At 30.5% G+C, this 22,705-nt stretch carries 15 protein-coding genes and 1 pseudogene; 13 read left to right on the top strand and 3 right to left on the bottom strand.

Features of this window, described 5'->3' with window-relative positions; genetic code table 11:
- Positions 1–633: 633 nt before the first annotated feature.
- The gene (locus AN161_RS04190; RefSeq protein ID WP_053593129.1) at positions 634–1,749 is read right to left on the bottom strand and encodes a P63C domain-containing protein; all 1,116 of its coding nucleotides are present in this window, start codon (positions 1,747–1,749) and stop codon (positions 634–636) included.
- A gap of 253 nt (positions 1,750–2,002) precedes the next feature.
- Between AN161_RS04190 and AN161_RS28515 the strand changes: the two genes are divergently transcribed.
- The gene (locus AN161_RS28515; protein ID WP_347230948.1) at positions 2,003–2,278 is read left to right on the top strand and encodes an HIT domain-containing protein; all 276 of its coding nucleotides are present in this window, start codon (positions 2,003–2,005) and stop codon (positions 2,276–2,278) included.
- A 460-nt stretch (positions 2,279–2,738) separates the two neighbouring features.
- On the opposite strand, the gene AN161_RS04195 is transcribed toward AN161_RS28515, so the two are convergent.
- Positions 2,739–2,966: a hypothetical protein gene (locus tag AN161_RS04195; RefSeq protein ID WP_053593130.1), complete on the bottom strand. Its 228-nt coding sequence runs from the start codon at positions 2,964–2,966 to the stop codon at positions 2,739–2,741.
- A 1,144-nt stretch (positions 2,967–4,110) separates the two neighbouring features.
- Here AN161_RS04195 and AN161_RS04200 point away from each other — a divergent pair.
- The 8 genes from AN161_RS04200 (at position 4,111) to AN161_RS04235 (ending at position 15,043) form a co-directional block, all read left to right on the top strand.
- Complete coding sequence (locus tag AN161_RS04200) at positions 4,111–5,733, top strand: DUF2075 domain-containing protein (protein ID WP_053593131.1); 1,623 nt, start codon at positions 4,111–4,113, stop codon at positions 5,731–5,733.
- 122 nt (positions 5,734–5,855) lie between these two features.
- Entirely contained in the window at positions 5,856–6,431 is a 576-nt protein-coding gene (locus AN161_RS04205; RefSeq protein WP_053593132.1) for a hypothetical protein, read from the top strand.
- Between the two features lie 48 nt (positions 6,432–6,479).
- Positions 6,480–7,844, top strand: a complete 1,365-nt coding sequence (locus AN161_RS04210) for a hypothetical protein (protein ID WP_053593133.1) — start codon at positions 6,480–6,482, stop codon at positions 7,842–7,844.
- On the top strand, positions 7,844–9,061 hold the full coding sequence (locus AN161_RS04215; protein ID WP_053593134.1) for a TOPRIM nucleotidyl transferase/hydrolase domain-containing protein: 1,218 nt from the start codon (positions 7,844–7,846) through the stop codon (positions 9,059–9,061). Before AN161_RS04210 ends, AN161_RS04215 begins: the two co-directional genes overlap by 1 nt.
- 751 nt (positions 9,062–9,812) lie before the next feature.
- The gene (locus AN161_RS04220; protein WP_053593135.1) at positions 9,813–10,736 is read left to right on the top strand and encodes a hypothetical protein; all 924 of its coding nucleotides are present in this window, start codon (positions 9,813–9,815) and stop codon (positions 10,734–10,736) included.
- A gap of 371 nt (positions 10,737–11,107) precedes the next feature.
- Complete coding sequence (locus AN161_RS04225) at positions 11,108–12,106, top strand: hypothetical protein (protein WP_053593136.1); 999 nt, start codon at positions 11,108–11,110, stop codon at positions 12,104–12,106.
- Positions 12,107–12,183: 77 nt separating this feature from the next.
- Positions 12,184–14,157, top strand: a complete 1,974-nt coding sequence (locus tag AN161_RS04230; protein ID WP_053593137.1) for a hypothetical protein — start codon at positions 12,184–12,186, stop codon at positions 14,155–14,157.
- On the top strand, positions 14,150–15,043 hold the full coding sequence (locus tag AN161_RS04235) for a hypothetical protein (protein ID WP_053593138.1): 894 nt from the start codon (positions 14,150–14,152) through the stop codon (positions 15,041–15,043). Before AN161_RS04230 ends, AN161_RS04235 begins: the two co-directional genes overlap by 8 nt.
- A gap of 376 nt (positions 15,044–15,419) precedes the next feature.
- Here AN161_RS04235 and AN161_RS30470 read toward each other — a convergent pair.
- Positions 15,420–15,604: pseudogene (locus AN161_RS30470) on the bottom strand (hypothetical protein); the annotation flags it as partial.
- 651 nt (positions 15,605–16,255) lie between these two features.
- On the opposite strand from AN161_RS30470, the gene AN161_RS04240 reads away from it, so the two are divergent.
- The 4 genes from AN161_RS04240 to mutT all read left to right on the top strand — a co-directional run bounded on the left by AN161_RS04240 (position 16,256) and on the right by mutT (position 22,684).
- Entirely contained in the window at positions 16,256–17,341 is a 1,086-nt protein-coding gene (locus tag AN161_RS04240) for a hypothetical protein (RefSeq protein WP_053593139.1), read from the top strand.
- A 5-nt stretch (positions 17,342–17,346) separates the two neighbouring features.
- Positions 17,347–19,287 (top strand): AAA family ATPase, encoded by a 1,941-nt coding sequence (locus AN161_RS04245; RefSeq protein WP_053593140.1) that lies wholly within the window; start codon positions 17,347–17,349, stop codon positions 19,285–19,287.
- Positions 19,271–21,046 carry a DUF2357 domain-containing protein gene (locus AN161_RS04250; RefSeq protein ID WP_053593141.1) on the top strand — a complete coding sequence of 592 codons (1,776 nt, stop codon included), beginning with the start codon at positions 19,271–19,273 and terminating at the stop codon, positions 21,044–21,046. Before AN161_RS04245 ends, AN161_RS04250 begins: the two co-directional genes overlap by 17 nt.
- A 1,239-nt stretch (positions 21,047–22,285) precedes the next feature.
- A complete protein-coding gene (gene mutT / locus AN161_RS04260; RefSeq protein ID WP_053593143.1) occupies positions 22,286–22,684 on the top strand; it encodes an 8-oxo-dGTP diphosphatase MutT in 399 nt (132 codons plus the stop codon).
- Positions 22,685–22,705: the final 21 nt, after the last annotated feature.

The following is a 22,705-nucleotide window of genomic DNA, read 5'->3' on the forward strand; positions in this document are numbered from 1 at the left end:
ATTTGCAGAAAAGATAATTCAAAAAAAAGTGTCGGATACACCAAATCAGCTATTTATAAGCTTTCTAAGTCGGACAGAAGCTAGGATTAAGATAATTAAAATTGTTTACTTCTGAACATTTAAATTAGGTAGCTATGTTGTATAATTGGAAATTTTAGACTAGAAGAGAGGGTATTATGAAGAATTGTTCGTTATGTAATTTAGAGTTCGAACAGACAAAAATATCATCTTAAGTAATGGGTATTGCATGTTTTTACAATTAGATCAGGCACGCATAAAGGGTGTTCAGTTGGAAGGAGCAGGTATCATAATGCCTAAAATACATAGAGAGACAGCATTTGATTTATCGGCAGAAGAATGGAATGCAACCTATAAACTTCTTCATGTTGACTTGGAATAAAGATTGATTAAAACGCAGCTATTAATGATGTTTCTTATAGAAAATAATAGCCCCTATTTTGAACAAATATTGATCAAAATAGGGGCTATTTTTCATTTCAGTATTGGGCTTTTTGTAATAAAGATTGAACATTTCAGAAATCGAATATTCAACTAAACCACTCGTTAGTTGAATAATTAGGTTATCTTCTATTTTATAATAATCATCATAACCAATTAAATTAAGATATCCATCTAATCTATCATATCTAAAGTTAATTGATATTGTGATTGCATTCTTCCTAGCGTTTTCAGTTTATCGGCGTAAACAAGTTCGAATTTCTCTTTAAAATCATCCATGCCTTGAGAGAGTTTCATAACGGTAACTAAACCCTCTAAATGTTCTCTCAAAAATTTAAGACCGTTCTCTTCAGAAAGATATTGATGCAAACGATGTTTTCTGTCCGATCTATTCTTTTCACTGTTATATATAAGCGGATTTTTTTCATCTAATTTCTCCCATACATTTGGAGGTAACATGTCATATACATATTTGTTAGTGAATCCAGCAAAATAACGAGGTCTTTTTGTTGTTGTTGGATCGTATGGGAGCTTATAAAGGCGAAACAGTTGTTCAAAATAGTCGCTTTTAAATTCTCTTGAGTATGGACGTAATTCTTCTGAGATGAATTTTTCTAATAAAATCTGAAGTTCATCTTTACCTCTGATGTCCTGGTAATTGGTCGCCTCATCAATTAAAGCTGTAATTCCAACCTTTGCTAAAGACCTTAATAATATTTTTGCCTTTTCTAATACATGTTGCTGACCAGACTTAATTAATCCTTGTTTTTCAGCTTCCATGTAAATATCGCAAATAATAGGGATAGTATTAGCGTCATACCACTTTCCAGTTTTTCCGTTAAATTCCGCTACTTCAAACGGAGTTATTGTTTCTATTTGTTCAGGATACATTTCAGTTAGTAGCCCAGCTATAGTTTTTGAACCGATAATTGGTGGGAATCCCTCAATTCTTGTTTCTCCTTTTCTTGTTCGATCGAGTGCATTAAACAAGCTGGTGTCTTTTATAACTCTTCTACCATCATTTAAAACAGAACATGTTAATTTCGTATCGCCGATAAATAGTTCTGATTCTACGACGATTGCTCTTGAAAGTTCATGAAAATCCTTTGGATTAATTTGATTTTGATATTTTTCTACCAATTCTTTTTGATTCTTATTGAAATAGCAATCTTCATTTTCTTGTATCGCTACAAATATTTTTTCATTTTCAATTAAAAAGTAACCAACTTTTTTTGCATGGGGCATTTTTAAACATTTATCAACGTATCGAGGGTTACTGAAATCAAGCATAATATCCGCTCCTTTTTTAGGTCCGTATTTTAAATGTAAATTAGCAATATAAGGACCTGTAATTCAGAATATTAACAAAACATTCTCAAAATGTCCAATTTTTGGGTATTAAATATAAAAGAATGAATTATTTAGATGCTGGATAAGCAGTTGTAGAAAGTTAATTACTGAACAATATGAGTGGTTTTATTTAGTAAAGAAAAGTGTAAGGTGAAGACATTTCACCATTGATTACGAATACCTATTGTAAATAATCGATCTTTATTACAAAGTTACACTTCAAGAGGTTAAGAAATACTTAGATAGCCACTATAAACTGAATGTCTATAATTTAGTATGGAATTATGGTAGATCAGCAGGGCAGCATATACCACATGCTCTTTTGCATGTATTCCCTAGATATGATAACGAACCGTTAGCTGGAAAAGGAATTAGATATATATTTAAGGGTGAATTGCTGCATTTTTCAACAATTAGTCAGCTTTGCACAGTAATAACATTTACAGCACGCACACAACTCCTGCCCTAAAGTAAACTAAGTTACAAGACAATAATTTCAAACAAATAAGAGCTAAAAGTGCATTCAGATTAGCAGCTGCATTTGAGGTCTAAGTGCCTTTTTCTTTTTAATTGATAGTGTTTTTCTTTTTAATTGATAGTGTTTTGGTTTTCCATGATACGTGCTATTAATCGAAATGTAATAAGCGTGCTTGAAGCGAAAGTAATCCGTAAAGCTCGCTTTAAGATACGACAACAAGTAGGTTACACAGGCATGTATGTACACCTATACCTGCCTCTAGTTTGAAGGGAAAAGCGAGTGCGTGCACACATATAGGAATTTGTTGTACACAGTTGTCACATTTTAGACACAATCGTGGCGTTCCTGCCGTAAAGTGAACTAAATTAAGAGACGATAATTTCAAACAAACAGGGGGGATAGGTACATTCAGATCAGCAGCTGCATTAGAGGTCTAAATGTCTTTTTCTTTTTAATTGACAGTGTTTTGGTTTTCCATGGCACGTGCTATTAAACGAAATGTAATAAGCGTGCTTGGAGCGAAAGTCATCCGTAAAGCTCGCTTTAAGTGATAACGCCAATAAGTAGGTTTACGCACGGACGTATATACACCTATACCTGCCTCTAGTTCGAAGAGAAAAACGAGTGCGTGCACACATATAGGAATTTGTTGTACATAGTTGTCACAATTTGTACACATTTATAGCACTCCTGCCGTAAAGTGATCAAAATCAGAAGATAATAATTTCAATCAAATAGGGGCACAAGAGCATTTAGATTAGCAGCTACATTTGAGGTCTAAATGCCTTTTTCTTTTTAATTGACAGTATTTTGATTTTATAATGCGAAAAAGTTATATAACATTTATACAACTGTTATATAAGTTTAAAGAAAATTCAATAGGAAGATAATGACCGAAAAAACTACAATTAGATTCTTCCAATGAAAAAGACTCATAAAGATCAAAATAATGCAGTTATAATGCGAAAAAGTTATATAACAATTATATAACTTATGCAAGAAACAATATAAGTTATATAACATTTATACAACTTATATCGAAAAAGCCATAGGATATTTCTCGAATATTAGTGCCGCATTTATATGAAAAATGATATAAGTTATACAACATTTATATAACATTTATATAATTTATATCAAAAAAGCCATAGGGGTTTCTTGAATATTCAAGCCACATTTATATGAAATTGATATAAGATATACAGCATTTATATAAATAGAGGGAATTATCATTGGAAGAAATTGACTAGAAAAACTATTGTATAATTCCTCCAGGACAAAGGGGATTAATTAGCAATGGAAGAATTCGACTGAAAAAACTATTATCTGATTCCTCCAAGGATTTTAGCCTAATTAGAGCTTAAATTCTGAAAAAAATATTTCATTTTTTTATTGTAAATCCTTTAGTATCAAGGGTTGAAGTGCATAATTGCTTCGGTAATATCCCCCTAACCAATCGCTTACATCTAAGGGAAATGGTGCTATTGAATGTTGTTCATCTGAACTGTGATAGCCACGTTACAGTTTTAGAGGGTTTGGTGATTTACGGGCATGATTTCAATTCTCCGTAATTACAATTGATGAATATAAAAGAGCTAGTAGCCGCAAATTTTTGTAATAAAGCTAAACGAGCATATTAAAGTAGAAAGGGCATCTATTACTATTTCAGAAGTTTTTTATCTGGTAGATATTCCTACTGCTGCTTTGTTATTATTAAGGTAGTAATTAGATGCATAGTGACTTAATACACACTGGATAGGAATCATTTTCTTGAAATATTTGAATACCTGTTTTACTGGAAAAAATCATAAGTAGGTGAAAAAATGCCAGCAATCGAAATCCTATCTTTGCCGTTTAAGCAAGGTAGTATTAATCAAATAAGCAACACAGAACAATATTTAAATTACCCAGTCATTTATGTGCTGAATGGCAAAAAAGAGGCTTATATTGGTGAAACGGTATATTTTAAAAATCGAATGAAAGCACACTTAAAAGCTCGTAAAAATATAGATCAAATCAATCTCATCAAGCATGATGAATTTAATCGATCCGCAACATTTCATTTAGAAACGAAGCTTATAAATTACTTTCTTGGTGATGAAAAATATACATTGCAAAACAAAAGTAAAATGGCTAGTGATTTTACGCACAACTATTACAACAAACCGTACTACGATCAACAATTATTTAAAGAACTATGGCAGAAATTATATGAACAAAAGCTTGTTAATCATGAGCTTCATACGATTGAAAACAAAGACATTTTTAAATTATCTCCTTTCAAAGAATTGTCCATAGAACAACTCGAATTAAAAGAAAAAGTACTCGAATTTTGTGAGAAACAAGTACAAGCAACTACAACTGAATATGGCAGCTTGTTAGTGATAGAAGGTGAAGCTGGTGTAGGAAAAAGCGTTGTTTTAAGTTCGATTTTTAACACGATTCAGGAACGAGCTGAAGAAGCATCTTCACCACTGTATAAGACAGAAAACTATTTAGTTGTAAACCATGAGGAAATGTTTAAGACCTATAAAGGAATTGCGAAGCAGGTAAAGCATCTAAAGGGGAAAAACTTTGCGAAACCTACACCATTAATAAACACGCTTCAAAAAGAGCAGAAAAAAGCGGACATTATTTTTGTAGATGAAGCTCACTTATTGTTAACAAAGCCAGATACTTATAATAATTTTCATGGAAATAATCATCTTGAGGAACTTTTAAAGCTGGCAAAAGTAGTCGTTATTATTTATGACCAAGATCAAGTACTTAAGTTGAAAAGCCTATGGGGGGCTGCTACATTAGAGCAACTAAAAAAGTTGAGCACATACAAGGAAGAATATCAGTTATCAAATCAGTTCCGTATGCAGGCAAATGATGAGGTAATTAATTGGATTAATGCATTTAAACGTAAGCAGGTGCTGCCACTACCTCATGATGAAAACTATGAATTTAAAGTGTTTGAAACGATGAAAGCTATGCACGAAAAAATAAAGGCTCAAAATCATCAATTTGGATTAAGCCGTGTCGTTTCAACATTTGATTATCTACATAAAAAAGATGGTGGCACATATTATGTGAACGAATCAAATGGCGAATACAAAATGCCTTGGAACACAACAAGTACGAAATACACTTGGGCTGAGAAACCTGAAACAATTCATGAAGCTGGCTCCATTTATACAATCCAAGGCTTTGATTTAAATTACGTTGGTGTCGTGCTGGGTCCTTCTGTTCAATACGATGCTGCTAAAGATGAAATCGTTATTGATACGAGTAAGTATATGGACAAAGGTGCTTATACAGGTACGGAAGGCATTACCAATGTAAATGAAGCAAAAGAAAAAATCGTCTTAAATTCCATCAATATTTTAATGAAACGTGGCATTAAAGGGCTTTATATTTATGCAAGTGATGAAGCGTTGCGAGAGAAATTATTGTCTTATTAAAAAATAACGCTTTAAATGTTTGAGGACACTTAAAAAGTCGATGGCTAATTAAAATACTAATTCTTTTAATAAATTGATAAAATTCATTTTCTGTATAGATAATTGGAGGTAAGGTGTTATTAATGAACAGGAACATTAAGGATTTTACTATTGGAGTGTTAGCTTCTTTATCAGCTACATTTTTAACAACCTATGCTGTTAACATTATATTATTTGGTAAAACTATTAATCTAAGCGGATTTTTTAATTTAATTCTTGACTATAAGTTTTTATTCTATTGGATGCTATTTTTAATCTTTATAATAATAATTCGCTGGTTTATTAGAAAGCAAATATTTAATTTACAAACTCCTTTTCCTATGATTATAGGTTTAGGAGGACATTATGAATTAGAGTTTGAGGGAGAAGCTTATGGATTTAAGTGGAAAGTTTATGCGAATCCTAAACGTAGAAATAATTATACGGATGAAATATTGGATATCAATGTAGGTAAAGTGGAAGGTCCATATTGTAAAAATGATTACAGAAAGATGCAAAATACAAGAACATATTTTGGAAGATATAAATATAAATGCCCAAAATGTGGTTATAAAAGATTTCTTTTAAAGGATTCATGGACATTAAAATGTGATATTGAAGACGATCTTGAAGCAGAGTATAGGGAGAAATTAAAGTCGAATAAGCAAAACATTAGATAGTAGCTTACTAATGTAGATATATAAAATAATTTTAAGGAGCTGTTCGAAATGGGGAGTTTTCTAACAGAAATTAAACAGAAAAGAACTATCGAAGAATTAGTAGAGTTTATAAAAGGTGTCTACGAAAATGATACGTCATCATATTTGCCTGCTTTAATAAGTGAAGGTAGTTTCATTGGTACTGAAGAAAGTGATTTCTATTTAAAAGTAGTGTTAAAACATAAAGCATTAGATATTAATAAGACTTGGTTAAAAGGGAATCTGCAATTTTATTTAAATCAAGATGAAGATATTTATGATTCTTTAGATCTTTATAAAATATTTGTTCATAATTTAATTGTGTATAGAAACTTTAAGGAAACTAGCGTTTATGAAATTAATCCTAATTTGACTTCGAATGAAAATTATTCTGAATTAGGGGTTAAGGATTTAAAATATGTTGATGCTATTTACATATCAGGCATGCAACAAAATGAAGTACAAAATGTAATTCAATACGAAAAAAAAGGTTCAGATGAACATCTTAAAGTTAGTAAAAAATTCCTTGCGGATTATGTAGTCCACGAAGATTCTGAATGGAATACGGTATATGAATTGGTTGTTGAGTTTGAATATAGGAATAAAACTAACACTTTTGAACAGTTAGATTATCAGAATAACGAGAGTGCATTTATAGACATATCTACATCTTCTGGGGATATAATGATATTAGGGAGTATAAAAGTACCGTTTAAAAAAGAGGATAGGAAAGAAAGAACTATTAAAGTAATAGATTTAAATAATCATATCTTACGAAATCATAATCCTAAAAATTACAATGGAGATACTGATGAAGGATTTGTGGTTTTTTCGAAAGAAGCATATGAAATTTTAAAAGAGAGTTACTATTTTTATGGGATAGAAATTATTGATAGGCAGGATATTACTAAATCTATATTAGTAGATTATTTTCCTGAGAAAATTGTCTTTTTCGAAGCGGAATATAATAAACTCCCTGATAAAATTAAAGATAAAATTGACATATATAATCAAGAAATTTTGTACAACCTTGATGAAATCATTAGTAAAGCCATGTTTGAAATGCAATTAAACTCATCTTGGGGTTGGGAAAAGTATTTGGAACCAGATAAATTATTAGCAAGTTTATTTAGAGAGCGTTATTTCAATATTTCAACTGATCGAAATTTAAGTTTTACGTATCCTAACAATTTGGCGGAATTTGGAGAATTCATTAATATAATTGAAGAAATCTCTAAGATTAGGTTAGATAGATTCAATCAACAATCGGCTGAAGTTATAGCGTTAACAAATATTAGAGATAAAGCTAATATAGATGAGCTTACAAATTCATCAATTATTAATTTATATTTAAAATATTGTTATGCAGTTAATAAAAGATTGAGGGAGGAATAATGGATATTAAAATATTCGTTGGTCCTAATGGTTCTGGGAAAACTACAGCTTTAAAAAAAATATTTAAAGATAATCCAGCTGCCGTATATATAAACGAAGAAGGTCAACCACAGTTTAACCAAAGTAAAATGAAGGTTAAACTCGATTTTACTGCTTATAAATACATTTACAATAACGAATTAGAACGGGGTAGTGCTAATTCTAAAAATGCTGAAACCGAAACAATTTCTCCTAAATTAAATGCATTTATTAAATTACTTAGTAGCTTAGTTGAGAAAAATAAATATATGAATGATAAGCCATCTAAAGGTCAAGAAAAATTTACCAATATTTTAATGATATTATCCGAGTATAATTTAAATAATTTGGATTATATATGTTTTGATGAACCAGAGAATTTTTTAGATGAGGATCATATTAAATTAGTTTGTCGTTTATTTAGAGAATTAGCAAATGCGGATATAAAAATATGTATTGCTACACATAGTGTCCGTTTGCTTTCAGAAATTAATGTTAATATAAAAGACTTGTGTATTTTAAATCGAACAATAACAGGTGTAGAAACTATTAATTTAACATTAGAAAGATTGAGAAATATTATGGAAGAAACAGCTTGTAAGACTTTAAGTTTTGAAAACAGAAACTATACTATTAAAAATAATATAAAAACAAAATTAAATGCTTATGAAAATGAACTGTTTTTTCAAGCTTTAATTACTCAAACGCTATATAATGATGAGTTTTATAGATGCTTATTTAATAAATTTATTATATTAGTTGAAGGGAAATCAGAGATTTTGGCTTTTAATTCAATTAAAAATAGATTTGAGAGTTCAACTGAGTTCTATACTCCACACGGAAAAGTTTATATGCCTTTTTTTGTCGAAGTATTTAAAATATTAAAAAAAGATGTACTGGTTATTATTGATGGTGATGAGGGGAGCCAAGATGGATTAGTACTAGCTTTGACAGATTACTTTAAGGAGAAATCACTAAGCAGTGAAATTAAGTTAAAAGTACATAATCCAGATTTTGAAACTGTTTATAACATACCGAGTGATGAGATATTAACAGGAATTGGGATTTATCGTAGTACTAATGAATTTAAACCTATAGTCTCAATGATATATTTTAATGAAGTATCAAATCGTGATAATCTATACAATGAGATTTATGAAGTATTAAACCCTTTAGAAACAGTTTATGATTTTGAATAAATATAAATTTATTAATTAAAATGAATATTTTTTAATTGTAGTAATAAAAAAGATTCCTGAACAAGTCAGCCAACGAGAGGGAAAATGGATTTAAATTCAATTTATTCAGCCTATGTGAATTCCAACGAGATTAGCGGTCAGAAAATCCTATTCACAAACTATATTAGATTGCTATCCTACATCGTACATGGTGTAGGATTTTTTATTGCTCATTTTTTTCCACGTAATTTCCTTGATTCCGGTAATCTATAAATTTTCTTCAATCACTCCGTTTTTCCTCTCTTAAAATGTTAGCTAAGTAACATTGAAAATATAAATTAAGGCGGAAATGGATTTGGCATTGAGTTAACGTCATAAATGGCAATGGATTATACTCATTTTTTTGCAATATTATTCATTCACCTTGTCACTTGATATGGAGCCTCTATCGATATACTTCTGGCTAAGAAAGAGCAGAATAAAGATTATTAGGTAAAACAGCTTATCTTATAGATACCTCCATTCAAAGTATAAATATGCATATTTTTATGCATACCCTACATCGCCATTTATAGCAATTGTTAATTGACAAACACGGTGTAAAACATATTTTTGGAATAGTTTCTCTCGGAACTTTGTAGAATGAAAAAGTTGCTTGAAATATAAGCGATAGAGAGAAATAAATAAGCCATCTCCTATGCGTAAGAAAAATAGCAATTCGTTGTTATATCAACGTTAATAGAATTTCGGTGGCTAAAAAGGAGGATGAAATATGATTCACACAACGGAATTATTAATCAAACTAGATTACGAACATCTAAAATTTAGAAAGGATCACTATGGCAAGGAAGCAATAAACGAAATTTTACACAAGTATATGATTAAGGGTATTAGTATCGTGCAATTTTCAAATAAGCCAATTGCATTTTGCAAGATGGTAATAAATATTCCTTTGATTTTGAATAGAGGGAATGTAGAAGAGAACGATTATGAGCAAGTTGAACGTTATATTAAAGCAGCATTGAGTATCGTTTACGGTGATAAACAACTATTCAATCAGCATAATCTTAGTAGGATTGATTATCGATTTGATATTGAAATTTCAAATGAAAACATTAGGGAAATTTACGTTGAATTATTTAGGAAGTTAAAAAAGAAAACGGCTCACTTGAAAAAAAAGATTTATTTGACGTCACAATATCATCAATGTAAAAGCCTTCACATTATCTTCTATGATAAGGAACAAGAACGCAGAGACAAAAATGAATATATCGAAATATGGGAAAGAGGGGTGATGAGATTTGAAGTGTGTGTTGACAGAAATCATCTGAAGAATAAAAAGTATAGAAAAGGTGAACCAAGGTCTTTAAAGAATTATTTCAATAAAGAGAAGTATACTGAATATATGAACAACTACATGTTGAACATTTTCCCTACTGGTGATTTCTATTCTTATCCAAAGTTAGAAGCAATGATTGCTGCACTGGATATATCAACTAGAGTGAAATTACAAATGAAAGAATTTGTAAAATGTGTTTCTAAAGGAAGTTTAGATACAGCCGCTAAAAATTATTCAGCCAGCACATATCGAAAGTATTTGAAGCTTTTTAATGAGTTTGGAATAAATCCAATCACGATTCCACCTAAGTACAAGCTGGATTATTTAGAAAGCCTAGTGAAGAAAGCTGTATTATGAATAGGCGGAATTATTTCAGTAAAACGCAAAATACCATCACCTAGTATTTACTAAGGAATGGTATTTTTTTATTTTAGATTAGCGTAGTCTTCTGAAATGTTCAACAGATCGAGTGCCATTGAAAGAATATTTTTTTTAAGTCTGTACTTAAAATCTCATCGTTATAAAAGACATTCTGTTCTTGCCAAAGCGATTATATTTCGCATTTTCTAGCTACTATGTTCATATTCACAAATCCTTTCAAATTGTCTTTAAGACATCGACTTATTTGTTTAATACATTAGTGTAATTTGGTTTCTATGTTAAAATTAAGATAGTTATTTATTTGTATAAACCATAATTTTTAAAGTTAATTTTAGGAGGTTAATAAATTGAGAGAGGTACTATACTATCCTAATTTTTATATAGAAGATGAAAGATGGTTAAAATTCGCTCTTCTATATCTTGGAGAAGTTGTAACGATTATGCCTAACAATATGGGGAAAATAGAGCTATCGGCAAATCAACAATTAATTCTAAGAGAAACAAACTTGTTTTCAGCTCACTCTCCAACTTCTGAAGAAATAGAAGATGCTGCTTTAAATATTGGGGACACAATTGGTAGAATCACAATGAATCCTTTATTGCAAAATAGGGCAAATGGTTGGCGAGATTTAGAAAGAGAAAGTATGGAGATTTATTCAGGGAAAATGGCTTACAAATTGCAAGAAATGTTACTAGAAAAGGAATGGGCTCAAGAAACCGAAAGAGGGTTAATCATCAATAATGATTTAGCAACAGAATACATGACTTTATTAGCGAATGTTATTTCTAATAGAAGGGACATTCCAACAATATCTGATAAGAAGTCAGATGTAAGATATAGAGAATTAGATAGAATAGTTAGAACTGATTTTAGAAATAACAGTATAAAAACATTGAGAGATAGTATCGAAATTTATTTGCCTAGAAACATTGATGATACACCTATCGAAAGGATAATTGAATTCCGAAATAATCCAGTCAATCAAAGGAATTTAAACGAATTCCATGATGCGATGGCAGTGGTTAATAGGATGGGAGAAATGACATCTGAATATGATATTATTGAAGCGAAAAAAAGATTGATTGATGCAAAAAAACAGTATAAAAGCAATTTAAGGAATAGTTTTGCCGCTACAGGGGCGTCTATTTTAGGTATTTATCAACTTATTGATGGTGATGCTTCTAATTTAGATTTTTTAAAAGAGGTATTAGGAATGGGTGTAATTGCTGGAGTAAAAGTCGCATATGGACAAGTAAATGGATATACAAATACATCTAAGGCGGTTAGTTACTTAACTGAGGTAGAAAGGCTAAACAGATTTAATGGTTATAGAAGACCTTGGTAGTATCAATTACTTGCTAATTACACAATTCGATTGATAATGACTAAGATTTCATAATTACTTCTTTGGAGGTTGTTTCATTGTATAAGAAAATAGGTAGTTTTAATTTTAGTACATATTCGTTTATACCTGAAATTGATGATTTAGTTGATAGTTTTGCATCTAAGGCTTTAGATGAATTAAAATATTCTATTTATGTGCAGTTTATATTACAAAATAATGAATTTGAATTTGCGAACTTAGAGAAAAACTTAGTTAGAGATGTAGTAAGTAAAAACATAGTTTTTGGATTAGATATTCCGAGTGAGATGGCATTAATGGTTTTATCTCAAATTTTCAATATTGAAATTGAGGAGTTTTTAAAAGTACCTTTTAACGAATTGGAGAAAAGTCGCAACAAGAAAGTCGAGATTTTATTTGAAGATTTTCAAATTAAGGATTCTGCTTATGAATCTTTAAACAGTATAAGCTTTCCTCAAAACGAAGTTAGTAATTCTTACCCGAGGTACTATAAGCTTTATAGAGCTAGGAACTGCATCCTAAAGAAATTTAATCAAAGGTATTATTCGCATAAAACTTTAACTAAATTAGTTCAAAATATATACGAAGAATTTAAACAGGGCTTATATACGATATGTTTGAGTAAAAATCATAAAAAGTTATCTTTTAATAGTTTGGATAATATACTTAACAAAGTAATAAACGAGTATATTAATCAGATATTAAATAGTGTTAAATTAGGAAAAACAATGGAAGAAGGAGAGCAAGCAGCATATAAAATTAATTCACTACTTAATACAGCAGATATTAAATCGAAAGTATTTAATGCGTATAACTTCCAATTCAAAACTAATTTTAGCGATACTTTAAAGTTTGAATCATATGTTAGTTTAGCTGAAGAATTAATTAAAATAATTGAAACTTATTTAAAAGATATACCATTAAAAATTGAAAAAATCCACGTTGAAAGATTTAGTGACTATAGAATGATTGTTTTAGGCGAGATCTTCGGAAGTTTTAATAATGCCCCTTTATTGATAGGTGAATGTATAGATGCATACGATGAAAAGCTGAAATCAGAGACGGTAAAAAAAGTACTAGAGGAAAACTTATCAATAAGTGAATTTGAAATTGCACTAAGAGTTCAAAATATAGCAATTGATGAAAAAATTTATAAAAAACCTCTTCTTGAAGATGTGGAAGTACTGTCTCATTCGATGTTTTTAAGTTGGCAATCTGAAATTTACGATGCATTAGGAGGGCATCGAAAGCCAACGTTCGTTGATATTTCTAATAATGAAAAAGATAACTCAACTTGGTTTATTGTAAAAGGGTTTTCTTGCGGAAATAAAGATACAGAATTAGCTTACTCAATAGGCAAGGATAAATTAACAAGATATTTAGAACTTTTATATTATTTTGTTTCTCCAGAAGATGAGTATGATTTTAAAATAGCGGACCCCTATGTACTCTATAATAAAAATTCAGGTAATCTTTTACTCGGTAGGAAAGAATCAGGTTATAAAAGGGCGAAGAAAATAGATGATTTTTCAAATGAGCTATTTTTGTTTTTAAATAAGCTTTCATCTTCACAACAAAAGATAAGTAATAATATTAAAAGTTCTATTAAATTGTACTATGAGTTTATTAATACAGAAGATATATTTGCTAAAGCAAAATTATTAGTTTCTATTTTAGAGGCAATTTTTGCTGAAAGAGAAAGTGAAAAACTCTCTATGTATAGTGCAATTATAATAGCTGGTACGAACTATTCTTCTAAGGCTGAAAATATAACCTTCAAAAACATGAGAGAAATTTTATATTGGGATTTAATTGAGTTTATAGATGCAGTGAGAAGTGAATCACACCCTCTAATGTTAGAAGAAACGATAGATAGATTTAAAGTGTTTACCAAAAATATTTTAGGGACATATATTTACAATATCCCATGGGAAGATAGAGAAGCGTATGCTGTAAAAGATATTTTACTTTGGATATTACACATCAATCCAGCAGATGAGCACATTTATCATGGAGGTGCTCAAAATGACTAATACATTAAGTATTTCTAATGTTGAGCCTCTAGAAGTGAGAGAATATTTCGATAATTTTATTGGAGAAACTATCAAAATTTATAATCAAAAAGATGAGTTAATAGGCAAAGGTAGATTATCAATAGACTTTCACGCATTTAATGTTGGATTGTATACGCAGAGTGGGAATCCTAAACTAAGTATAACTATTAAAGAACTAGATGTGAAAACTTTGAATGATAACTATAAGCTTTTCTCTATAGTGAATTTAAATAGTAATTATTATAAATTGGAGATATCTAGGATTGATTTAGAAAATAGTGATGGCAAGTTAAAAGGAAAAGCTGAATTAAATAAAATTAGAATTTCTTTAACCACTCTAGATGATTATGAACACTTTAGAACATACACACAATCAATAAATTGGGAAAAAATCAAACTACCAGATGAGTTTGCTGGAAAAGATAAAGTCGATGAAGCCGGGGCATTTGAAGCACTATGTTTAGATATTATTAAGGAATGGGGCGGAAAAAACCTTGAGATTATAGGTAAAGGAGCTGATAGAGCTAGAGATGGATGTTTCTATGTAGACGCACATGCATGGATACCTATAATAACGGATTATTCCAATAGATGGGTACTTCAATGTAAGTACTCCAAAGACTATAATAACCTACTAATAAGTGAAATTTATAATGAAATAACAAAGGTTTTAATGCATAAACCAGATTATTTTCTGCTAATGACAAATAGAAAAATAACTAATGATTTTTTGGATTGGTTCAATGCTTTAAAAGATACTAAATATCATATTCCATTTAAATGTATTCTCATTAATAAAACACAAATTGAACAGGTATTAGCTGAACCTGGAATGTCACATTTAAAAAGAAAATATTTTGGATAAGATGAAATTTAAATCTATTTTAGTGATCCAGAGTATTTATATGATTCGAATGTTAATTGTAAAAAGACCTATTAGGACATATGGACAATGCAACAAATTTTGAGCATAGATTGTTGAGTACATTCATTAAGCAATAAAAAGGAGCTAGTTTCCCTGTATGGTGGTTTATAATACGGTGTTGACACGTCTGGCTATAATCTGGCTAATAATAATTAGACGTGCTTGGAAACGTTGATGTGACTAGGTTTATAAGCAATCAGTTCAAATTCCCGCCGTCTCCATACATGAATTTCATAGGAATTCAATGAACGTCAAAATCCTTGATTATAAGGGTTTTGACGTTTTTTAAATATTAAACAAATTCAAGTAATTTAAATCAAATGTAGTCATTAATATTATACATTTCAATATAGCTTGAGAATTTTAGTACCGCTTCTTCTTTTGCCCTCTTTGTAACATGTGCTTAGATGTTCATTGTTGTTTGGACATCGCTGTGACCTAAACGATCTTGCACTTCCTTAAACTAGCACCCGCTTCAAATAACAATGAGCAATGCGTATGATGTTAACCCTGTGTTGTAATTGTGCCTAGATTATATTTATCTTGAACTTGCCCAATCTATTTATGGGTCTTTGTAGGCTGTAGGATATTCATTGCTCTCAATACTATATACTAGCTTTTATAGCTAATCGTATTAAAGCACAGTACTAAATATGCGTGCTTCTGAAAATTATCAATGAAGAATAGTAGCTACAAATTATTAAAGATATAGATTTACTTTTAAGCGTAGCTTTGGAAAAAAGATTGATCAATAAAGATTGGTAATTTTTATTGAGGTTTTACAAAAAATAATCTATTCAGTTATTCTTTCAGATAGATTTAATTTGTAAGAAATGTACTTAAACCAACAAAGTAGGTTAGTCGGAGGAAGAAGGGTGAAGTAGAAGGAAAAATAAACCGCACTTTAGATATTTTTTTAAGTCTGTGGTTTTTTTATTTATAAAATAACAATTGCAGTATGCTTTTGATCCTTAGTTCAACTTCCATATGGCCAAAAAATAATTTTATTGGTGCACTATCCATACAATTACCTTTACGTGACATAGATTTACTTCAAAATAATATTTTTCATAAATAAAACACTACAGTTCATTTAGTTGATACAATAGAAATGTAAGGATTTTTGTAAAATTATAAAAAAGGAAGATATTTATGGATAAAGAGACACTAACAATCTTGGTATCGACTCTAACTGAACGGGATATAGTCAATATCTATAAGCAAAAGAAAATCAATAACCTCGGTTTCCGAGCGGGTAATATTGATGACGTTCGAAAGAATAGAAAACTTTTAGAGAATAATCTTTTAAAGGCAACCAACGTAAAGCAGCTGCATAACTATTTTTTGATGATGGATGCAGACTTCGAATGGGATCTAAAAAATTTATCTTGGGATGAAATTAAAGCTCTTTGTGATGAAAAAGGCATCGTAAACGTTTTAATTTCTCTTTATGCCCATGAGAGATTTGATGAGTTTAAAGAATTGGTATCTGGTCAGTTACAAAAAGAATTACAGGTTGAACAAAACCCTATTGAAAAAAAAACAAATGATATTTTGAATGAATCGTCTGATAGTTTATCTGAATCAAAACTTATTAAGACCATTAAGAAGTTGGAAACTAAATTAAAAAATTTAGAAGATGAGAATAAAAGTAAAGAAGATATCTATAAGGATAAGCTAGATAACATTAATAATTTATTAAAGGATATGAGAAAAGAAAAAGAGCAATATAAAATCGATAATGACAAGCTTACTCGAGAGAACAAAGAACTACAAGTTTTAAATCAAGGATTGCAACAACAAAAATATAAAGTTGAATCAGAGCGTCAGCAATTTTTAAACGAAGTGCAATTATTAAAATTAAGAATTGAAAATTTAGAAAGTGAAACCCAGCCGCAACTTTATGAATGCGATAATATATTGAAAGAAAATGTAGATTGTACAAATAAAGCCGAATATCAAATTGCGATATTTGGACAACCTGATGAGATTCTAATAAATAACACAAAACATGTAGGATTTGAATTTATCGAAGGTGAAGCAATAAAAGAGTTCAATACTGATAAAAATAATAAATATAATGAAATATGGATTATTTATTACGATCTAACTCAAAAAGAGAAACACTTAGTTAATAAGAAGCACCTTAAAAACAACAAAAGTGTTGAAGTGAAAATTATTAATAATTTAAAAGAATTAAACCAAAATATGTCGAATCTAGAGAAAGCACGAGGATAAATAAAATGTATAAAAAAAGATGGAATATTGATTTTGCAGGGGTTTTAGCTAGTGATAATGAAGTTGTTAAAAATAACGTCTTTGTAAATAAACAAGGCTTACTTCAATTTTATATTAAGATAATTTCTATCCTCCCAGAAGATTTCCCTAGTGAAGTTAAAATTGTTACATGTTTTGCTGAAGATATTGGCTATCCCGATACATCATTTGATGATGAAGAGCGTGAATTGAAGCTCGCAGAATTTCTTGAGAAGTACATCTTATTTTTCAATATAGAGGTACAACCAGGGATTGGTAACGATTATTATATAGCAAGAAATATTAGTTATGTGAAGAAAAATGATGAATTTAAACGCGAAGAAGGTTTAAATCAAATCCCTGTGTTTTCAGGGGATGCTGAACAAATTACACAACAAATTTTTGAAAGTAAGTTGCTGAATAATCGATTTGTCGGAGATAATAAAAATATTTCAAATGATGACTATGACACACCTAATGTAATTTGTTGGAAAGATCCGGTCAGCGACAATTTATCACTATATGGACCATTCGATTCCCATGATTATGCTCATGGAGGTTTTAGATTTAAGTTTAATTCCTCTAATTTATTTACGCTAGATTTAAGCGAAGACAATTTTTTTAATTACTATGAGAATAATAATGTATTGTATTTGCCACTAAATGTGTTTTATCAGTTAGAACAAAAAATGGAGATAAATGGAACTAAATTAGTTAATGAGGAAACACTCCAAGACCATGTATCAAGTAGTAGTCTTACTAAGAGCGTTACAAAAACGATTCCTGCTTTAACTCCTAATCCTGAAAAGATACCAGCTACAGAAAAAGAGGAACAATTTATGGAGGCTTTTAATGAAAGATGCATTACCAATGAATTATATTACGATCCGAAAGACCTTTATAACTTCCATACAGCGATGAAAACAGGCAGTCTAGTAATATTAGCTGGTATGAGTGGTACGGGGAAATCAAAACTTGTGCAGTGTTACGCTGATGCACTGGACCTCAAAAAAGAACAACAATTATTTATTCCTGTAAGACCTTATTGGCAAGATGATGCTGATGTTATTGGTTATTTAGATATTTTAAATAATGTATATCGCCCTGGCGATTCAGGACTGGTTAATATATTAATACATGCCTATAATAACCCTGATCAAATGCATATTGTATGTTTTGATGAAATGAATATTGCACGAGTGGAACATTATTTCTCACAATTTTTATCTGTCCTTGAGATGGATGATAATAAACGAGTATTACGTTTATACAATGATGAATCTCAGTATAGAATTTACAACAGCAACCAATATGAACCGTCAATTAAAATTGGAAATAATGTTTTATTTGTAGGAACCGTCAATCTCGATGAATCCACTTATCAATTTTCAGATAAAGTTTTAGATAGAGCAAATGTTATTAATCTTAATGTTATTTCATATGAGAAGATATCTGAACTAGTAGAAAACTCACGTGGATCTGAATCAAAAATTACGAAATTAGATATTTCTGCTACTGCTTACAATAGCTTTAGAAACAAAGAATCCAAAATTGGCTTGTTGGAACTTGAATCTAAATGTTTATGGGATATTCATAAGGAATTACAAAAAACAAATCGTAATCTGGGTGTGGGCTGGCGCATTGTGAAACAAATCGGCAATTATTTAAATAACATCCCTCAAAATTCCGAATTAAAGAGAGAAGAAGCATTTGATTTGCAATTAGTACAACGTGTTTTAACGAAGATTCTTGGTACGGAAGAACAATTTAAAGAATTGTTAGGCACTTATGACGCTGATAAAAAAGCAGTAATAGATAGTAAACTAATTAAAATTCTAGATAATGTTCAAGGATACGATATGAAGAAAACGCGAGAATTAATTCTAGAAAAATCTAGGGAGTTAAAGCTATATGGATGTACCATTTAAACTTGAATTTAAGCAACATAATGAAAAGCCTCAAGAGGTCGTGAAATTTGCAAGAAATGAGGATGAACTTTTCAAACTTAATGACAGTGAAATTCCTGTTGCTAAAGAAAATATTAACTTGTGTTTATCCTTTTCTTCAACAAATCTTGACGATAGGATGTATTTTGACCTTTTGGATATTGTGTTTAAAGATGAGCTTCATGAAGATCTAAGTTTTATTTCTCCATCTGATGAACCTCTTCAAATATATGATAGCAACGATAAGTATACAGGTGCATTAATTCCGGGATATTATAAAGTTATTGTAGTTCACGAAAATCAAAATTACTATACATGGCTAAAAATCATTCCTAAGCAAGTGACCACTGAACAATGGATTGTCATGCGAGAAGAAGTAGAAGCCGAATTAACAGGGCTTGCTAGAGATATATTGTATAAGCGTACTGGTACGCATTTAAATGATGATTCACCATTACCTTTAAACCTAATTAATAAAATTGAATTGATTAATTCAAGTTTTAATAAATGGAGGATAGCGTTTGAACATGTCTTCAAAAATCCATGTTATCGCCTGAAAAAAGCATATAAAAAAGTAGATAAATCGAAGGCCCGATTACTCGATCAAGTGTCACTAAGAAAAATGAGTTTTGACTCTCAAGCTAATGGAAAAGGTCAAGTGTATTCCAGTGAAAATATTTGTTTATACGATACATTGGAAAATAGATGGTTGAAATTTTATATTTCGGGTATTTTTAAACAACTCACATCTCTCTTCAAAGAATTGGACCATTTTCTGTTGGAAATTGAGGCTGCGATTAAAAAGAAAATGAAGTATAAAAACACATACATGCATGACTTACAATATCATAAATTGCTATCAACCAAAGAAGATCTGCAATTACATCGTTTTAAATTAACATCTATAATTAATGACTGTAACAAATTCTTGAATATGGGGTGGGTAAAAGAATTGGATGGTTTAAGGCCATTGCAAAATTCCATGGTTGTTCAGACTGATCCCAACTATCGAACAATCTTTAAGTTTTACAAAGATGTAATGGTGAAGAATTATGAGATTAGTTTAAGTCCTGAGTATACCTATTATTGGAAAAGGACAGACCAGCTATATGAAATATGGGGCTTTATTCAATTTATCAAAGCTTTCACCTCAGAAGAACTGGGCTATCAAATACAAAAAGGCTGGGTTTATAGTGCTTCCATTTCTAATGAACGAGTATTTGTGGTCCCATTTTTGAAACAAGGCACGACAATAGAATTAATTAAAGATGACATCCAGGTCAATCTCGTTTACGATGCAACCATTACAAAAACAGATGTCTCTCAACTTTTATATACGGACATGAGCGCTAATCGACCCGATTTACGCCTTGATTTTTATAAAGAAGGCGAATACATCAATTCGATTATTATTGATTTTAAATATCGCCCTTTAAAAAACATTTGGAATAATAAGTACCGTACAGATGTAATGGACCAATTGACGATGTATCGAGACAATCTTCACTCTCAACAAGTATTTTCTAAATCTTTCCCCGGGAATTGGCGGTCATTTAGGGCTGTTCTTGAGGTTTGGGCCATATATCCTCAGCACAAATTAAATGAAAAAAATGGTGAGCCACGCCAAATAAGATTAGTAGAATTAACGCCAAAAGTTGAACAGAACCTATTTATTAAAACCTTAAAGGATTCAGTTGATAACGTGATTCGAACATGGAATACATTCAAAAAAATACAATAAAAAGGATACTTGGATATGCTGAATTTCCATTACAAAAAGTATGCTTTAGTCAATTGATATGCAATCATACACATTGTTCACAATTTAATGATGCTCAAAATAAGCTGATAGTAGTAAAAGATTTATTGATGCCAGCTATTCGTAAATATATTAAGGAACATGATTATGTAGATGAACGTAGCGGGTAGAAAACTTACATGCATTCGTACCAAGAACGGTGGGGGGATATCTACAAGAACCTATGTTATTGATACATAAAGACTAGAGGATGAATTAGATATTCAGAAAGAGGTTTGGGAAGCACGTTTACATTTCTAGAAACACATAATTAGTATAGCAAAGGCTGTAGTTCACAATTGATGTGACTACAGCTTTCGTTAGCCCACGCTCTTTACGGAAGAAACGGATTCTCTCTCCAACTACTTTTGTTAAATCCGTAATGTAATCACCTCATCATTAAGGACTGACGAGAAATGAATCTATACCCATATACTATAGATATAATTTTTGATTAAAATAAAATAAACTATTTTAAGCTTGTTCGAAGACCTTCTAATAAAACATATTAGGAGGTATTTTCTATGGTAAATAGGGAGCGGAAACACGGTGTATTTGTGGTAAATTGTGATGTAGTTGTTTTATCTAGTAGTAAAGCTGAAAGAACCGATTGTATGCATATTAGCGAGCGGCTATCGATACGTTATTTACTCAAATGCGTATAGCGTGTAATAGACCGCGCACTATTGAAAGTTAAGGAGTACATTTTTAAGTTGGTCGTATCGAGTATGTAGAGGATATTAATATTGATAAGCTCTATCATTATTTAGATGTATTACAAGTTACTCCTGCGGCAAGATTAATACGTATAAAGTCGATTAAAGCAGTATTAATTAAGTTTTATAATAACGGTTGGAAACTACCAATCAAGTGTTCCTGGCTAATTTCCATAAGGCTTTCAAAATAGAAAAGCAATGACGCAAGAACAGCAGAAACATCTTGTCACTCTAATTATCATCCACCTAATCAAAACAGCACCTTCCACACAGAATGGAACAGTGTTTTCTGCATTTCATAAAAAGACTCATTTACTTATTATACGGTTTCTCCGTAATGCATTTAAATGTGGTTTTATACTACTTACATATTCTTTTATATTGATACTTCGAAATTCCCTCACTTAACTCCTTTACTAAAATAAGCTAAACTTATATTAAAAAATAAAATACGAGGTGATTTATTATGAAAAAAACAGTCCATGTCGTTGGTGCAATTATCGAAAACGAAAAAAATGAAATCTTCTGTGCGTTAAGAAGTCCAGAAATGGATTTGGCGAATTATTGGGAATTTCCAGGTGGCAAGATTGAAGTTGAAGAAACACCTGAACAAGCGTTAAAACGAGAGATTCAAGAGGAATTTACTTGTACGATTCAAGTAGGAGCAAAAGTAGAAGATACAACATATGAATATGAAAGAGTAATTGTACGACTTGAAACATACAAAGCGAAATTAGTGGATGGGCAACCGAACGCATTAGAACATGCTGCCACGAAATGGGTTACGCGAGACGAACTTACACAACTGAATTTCGCCCCTGCGGATGTCCCTGCAGTAGAGAAGATTTCAAAGGAAGAAAAATAAAAATAAATGAAATGATGTGAA

Source organism: Lysinibacillus sp. FJAT-14222 (assembly GCF_001278875.1).
Lineage (GTDB): Bacteria > Bacillota > Bacilli > Bacillales_A > Planococcaceae > Lysinibacillus > Lysinibacillus agricola.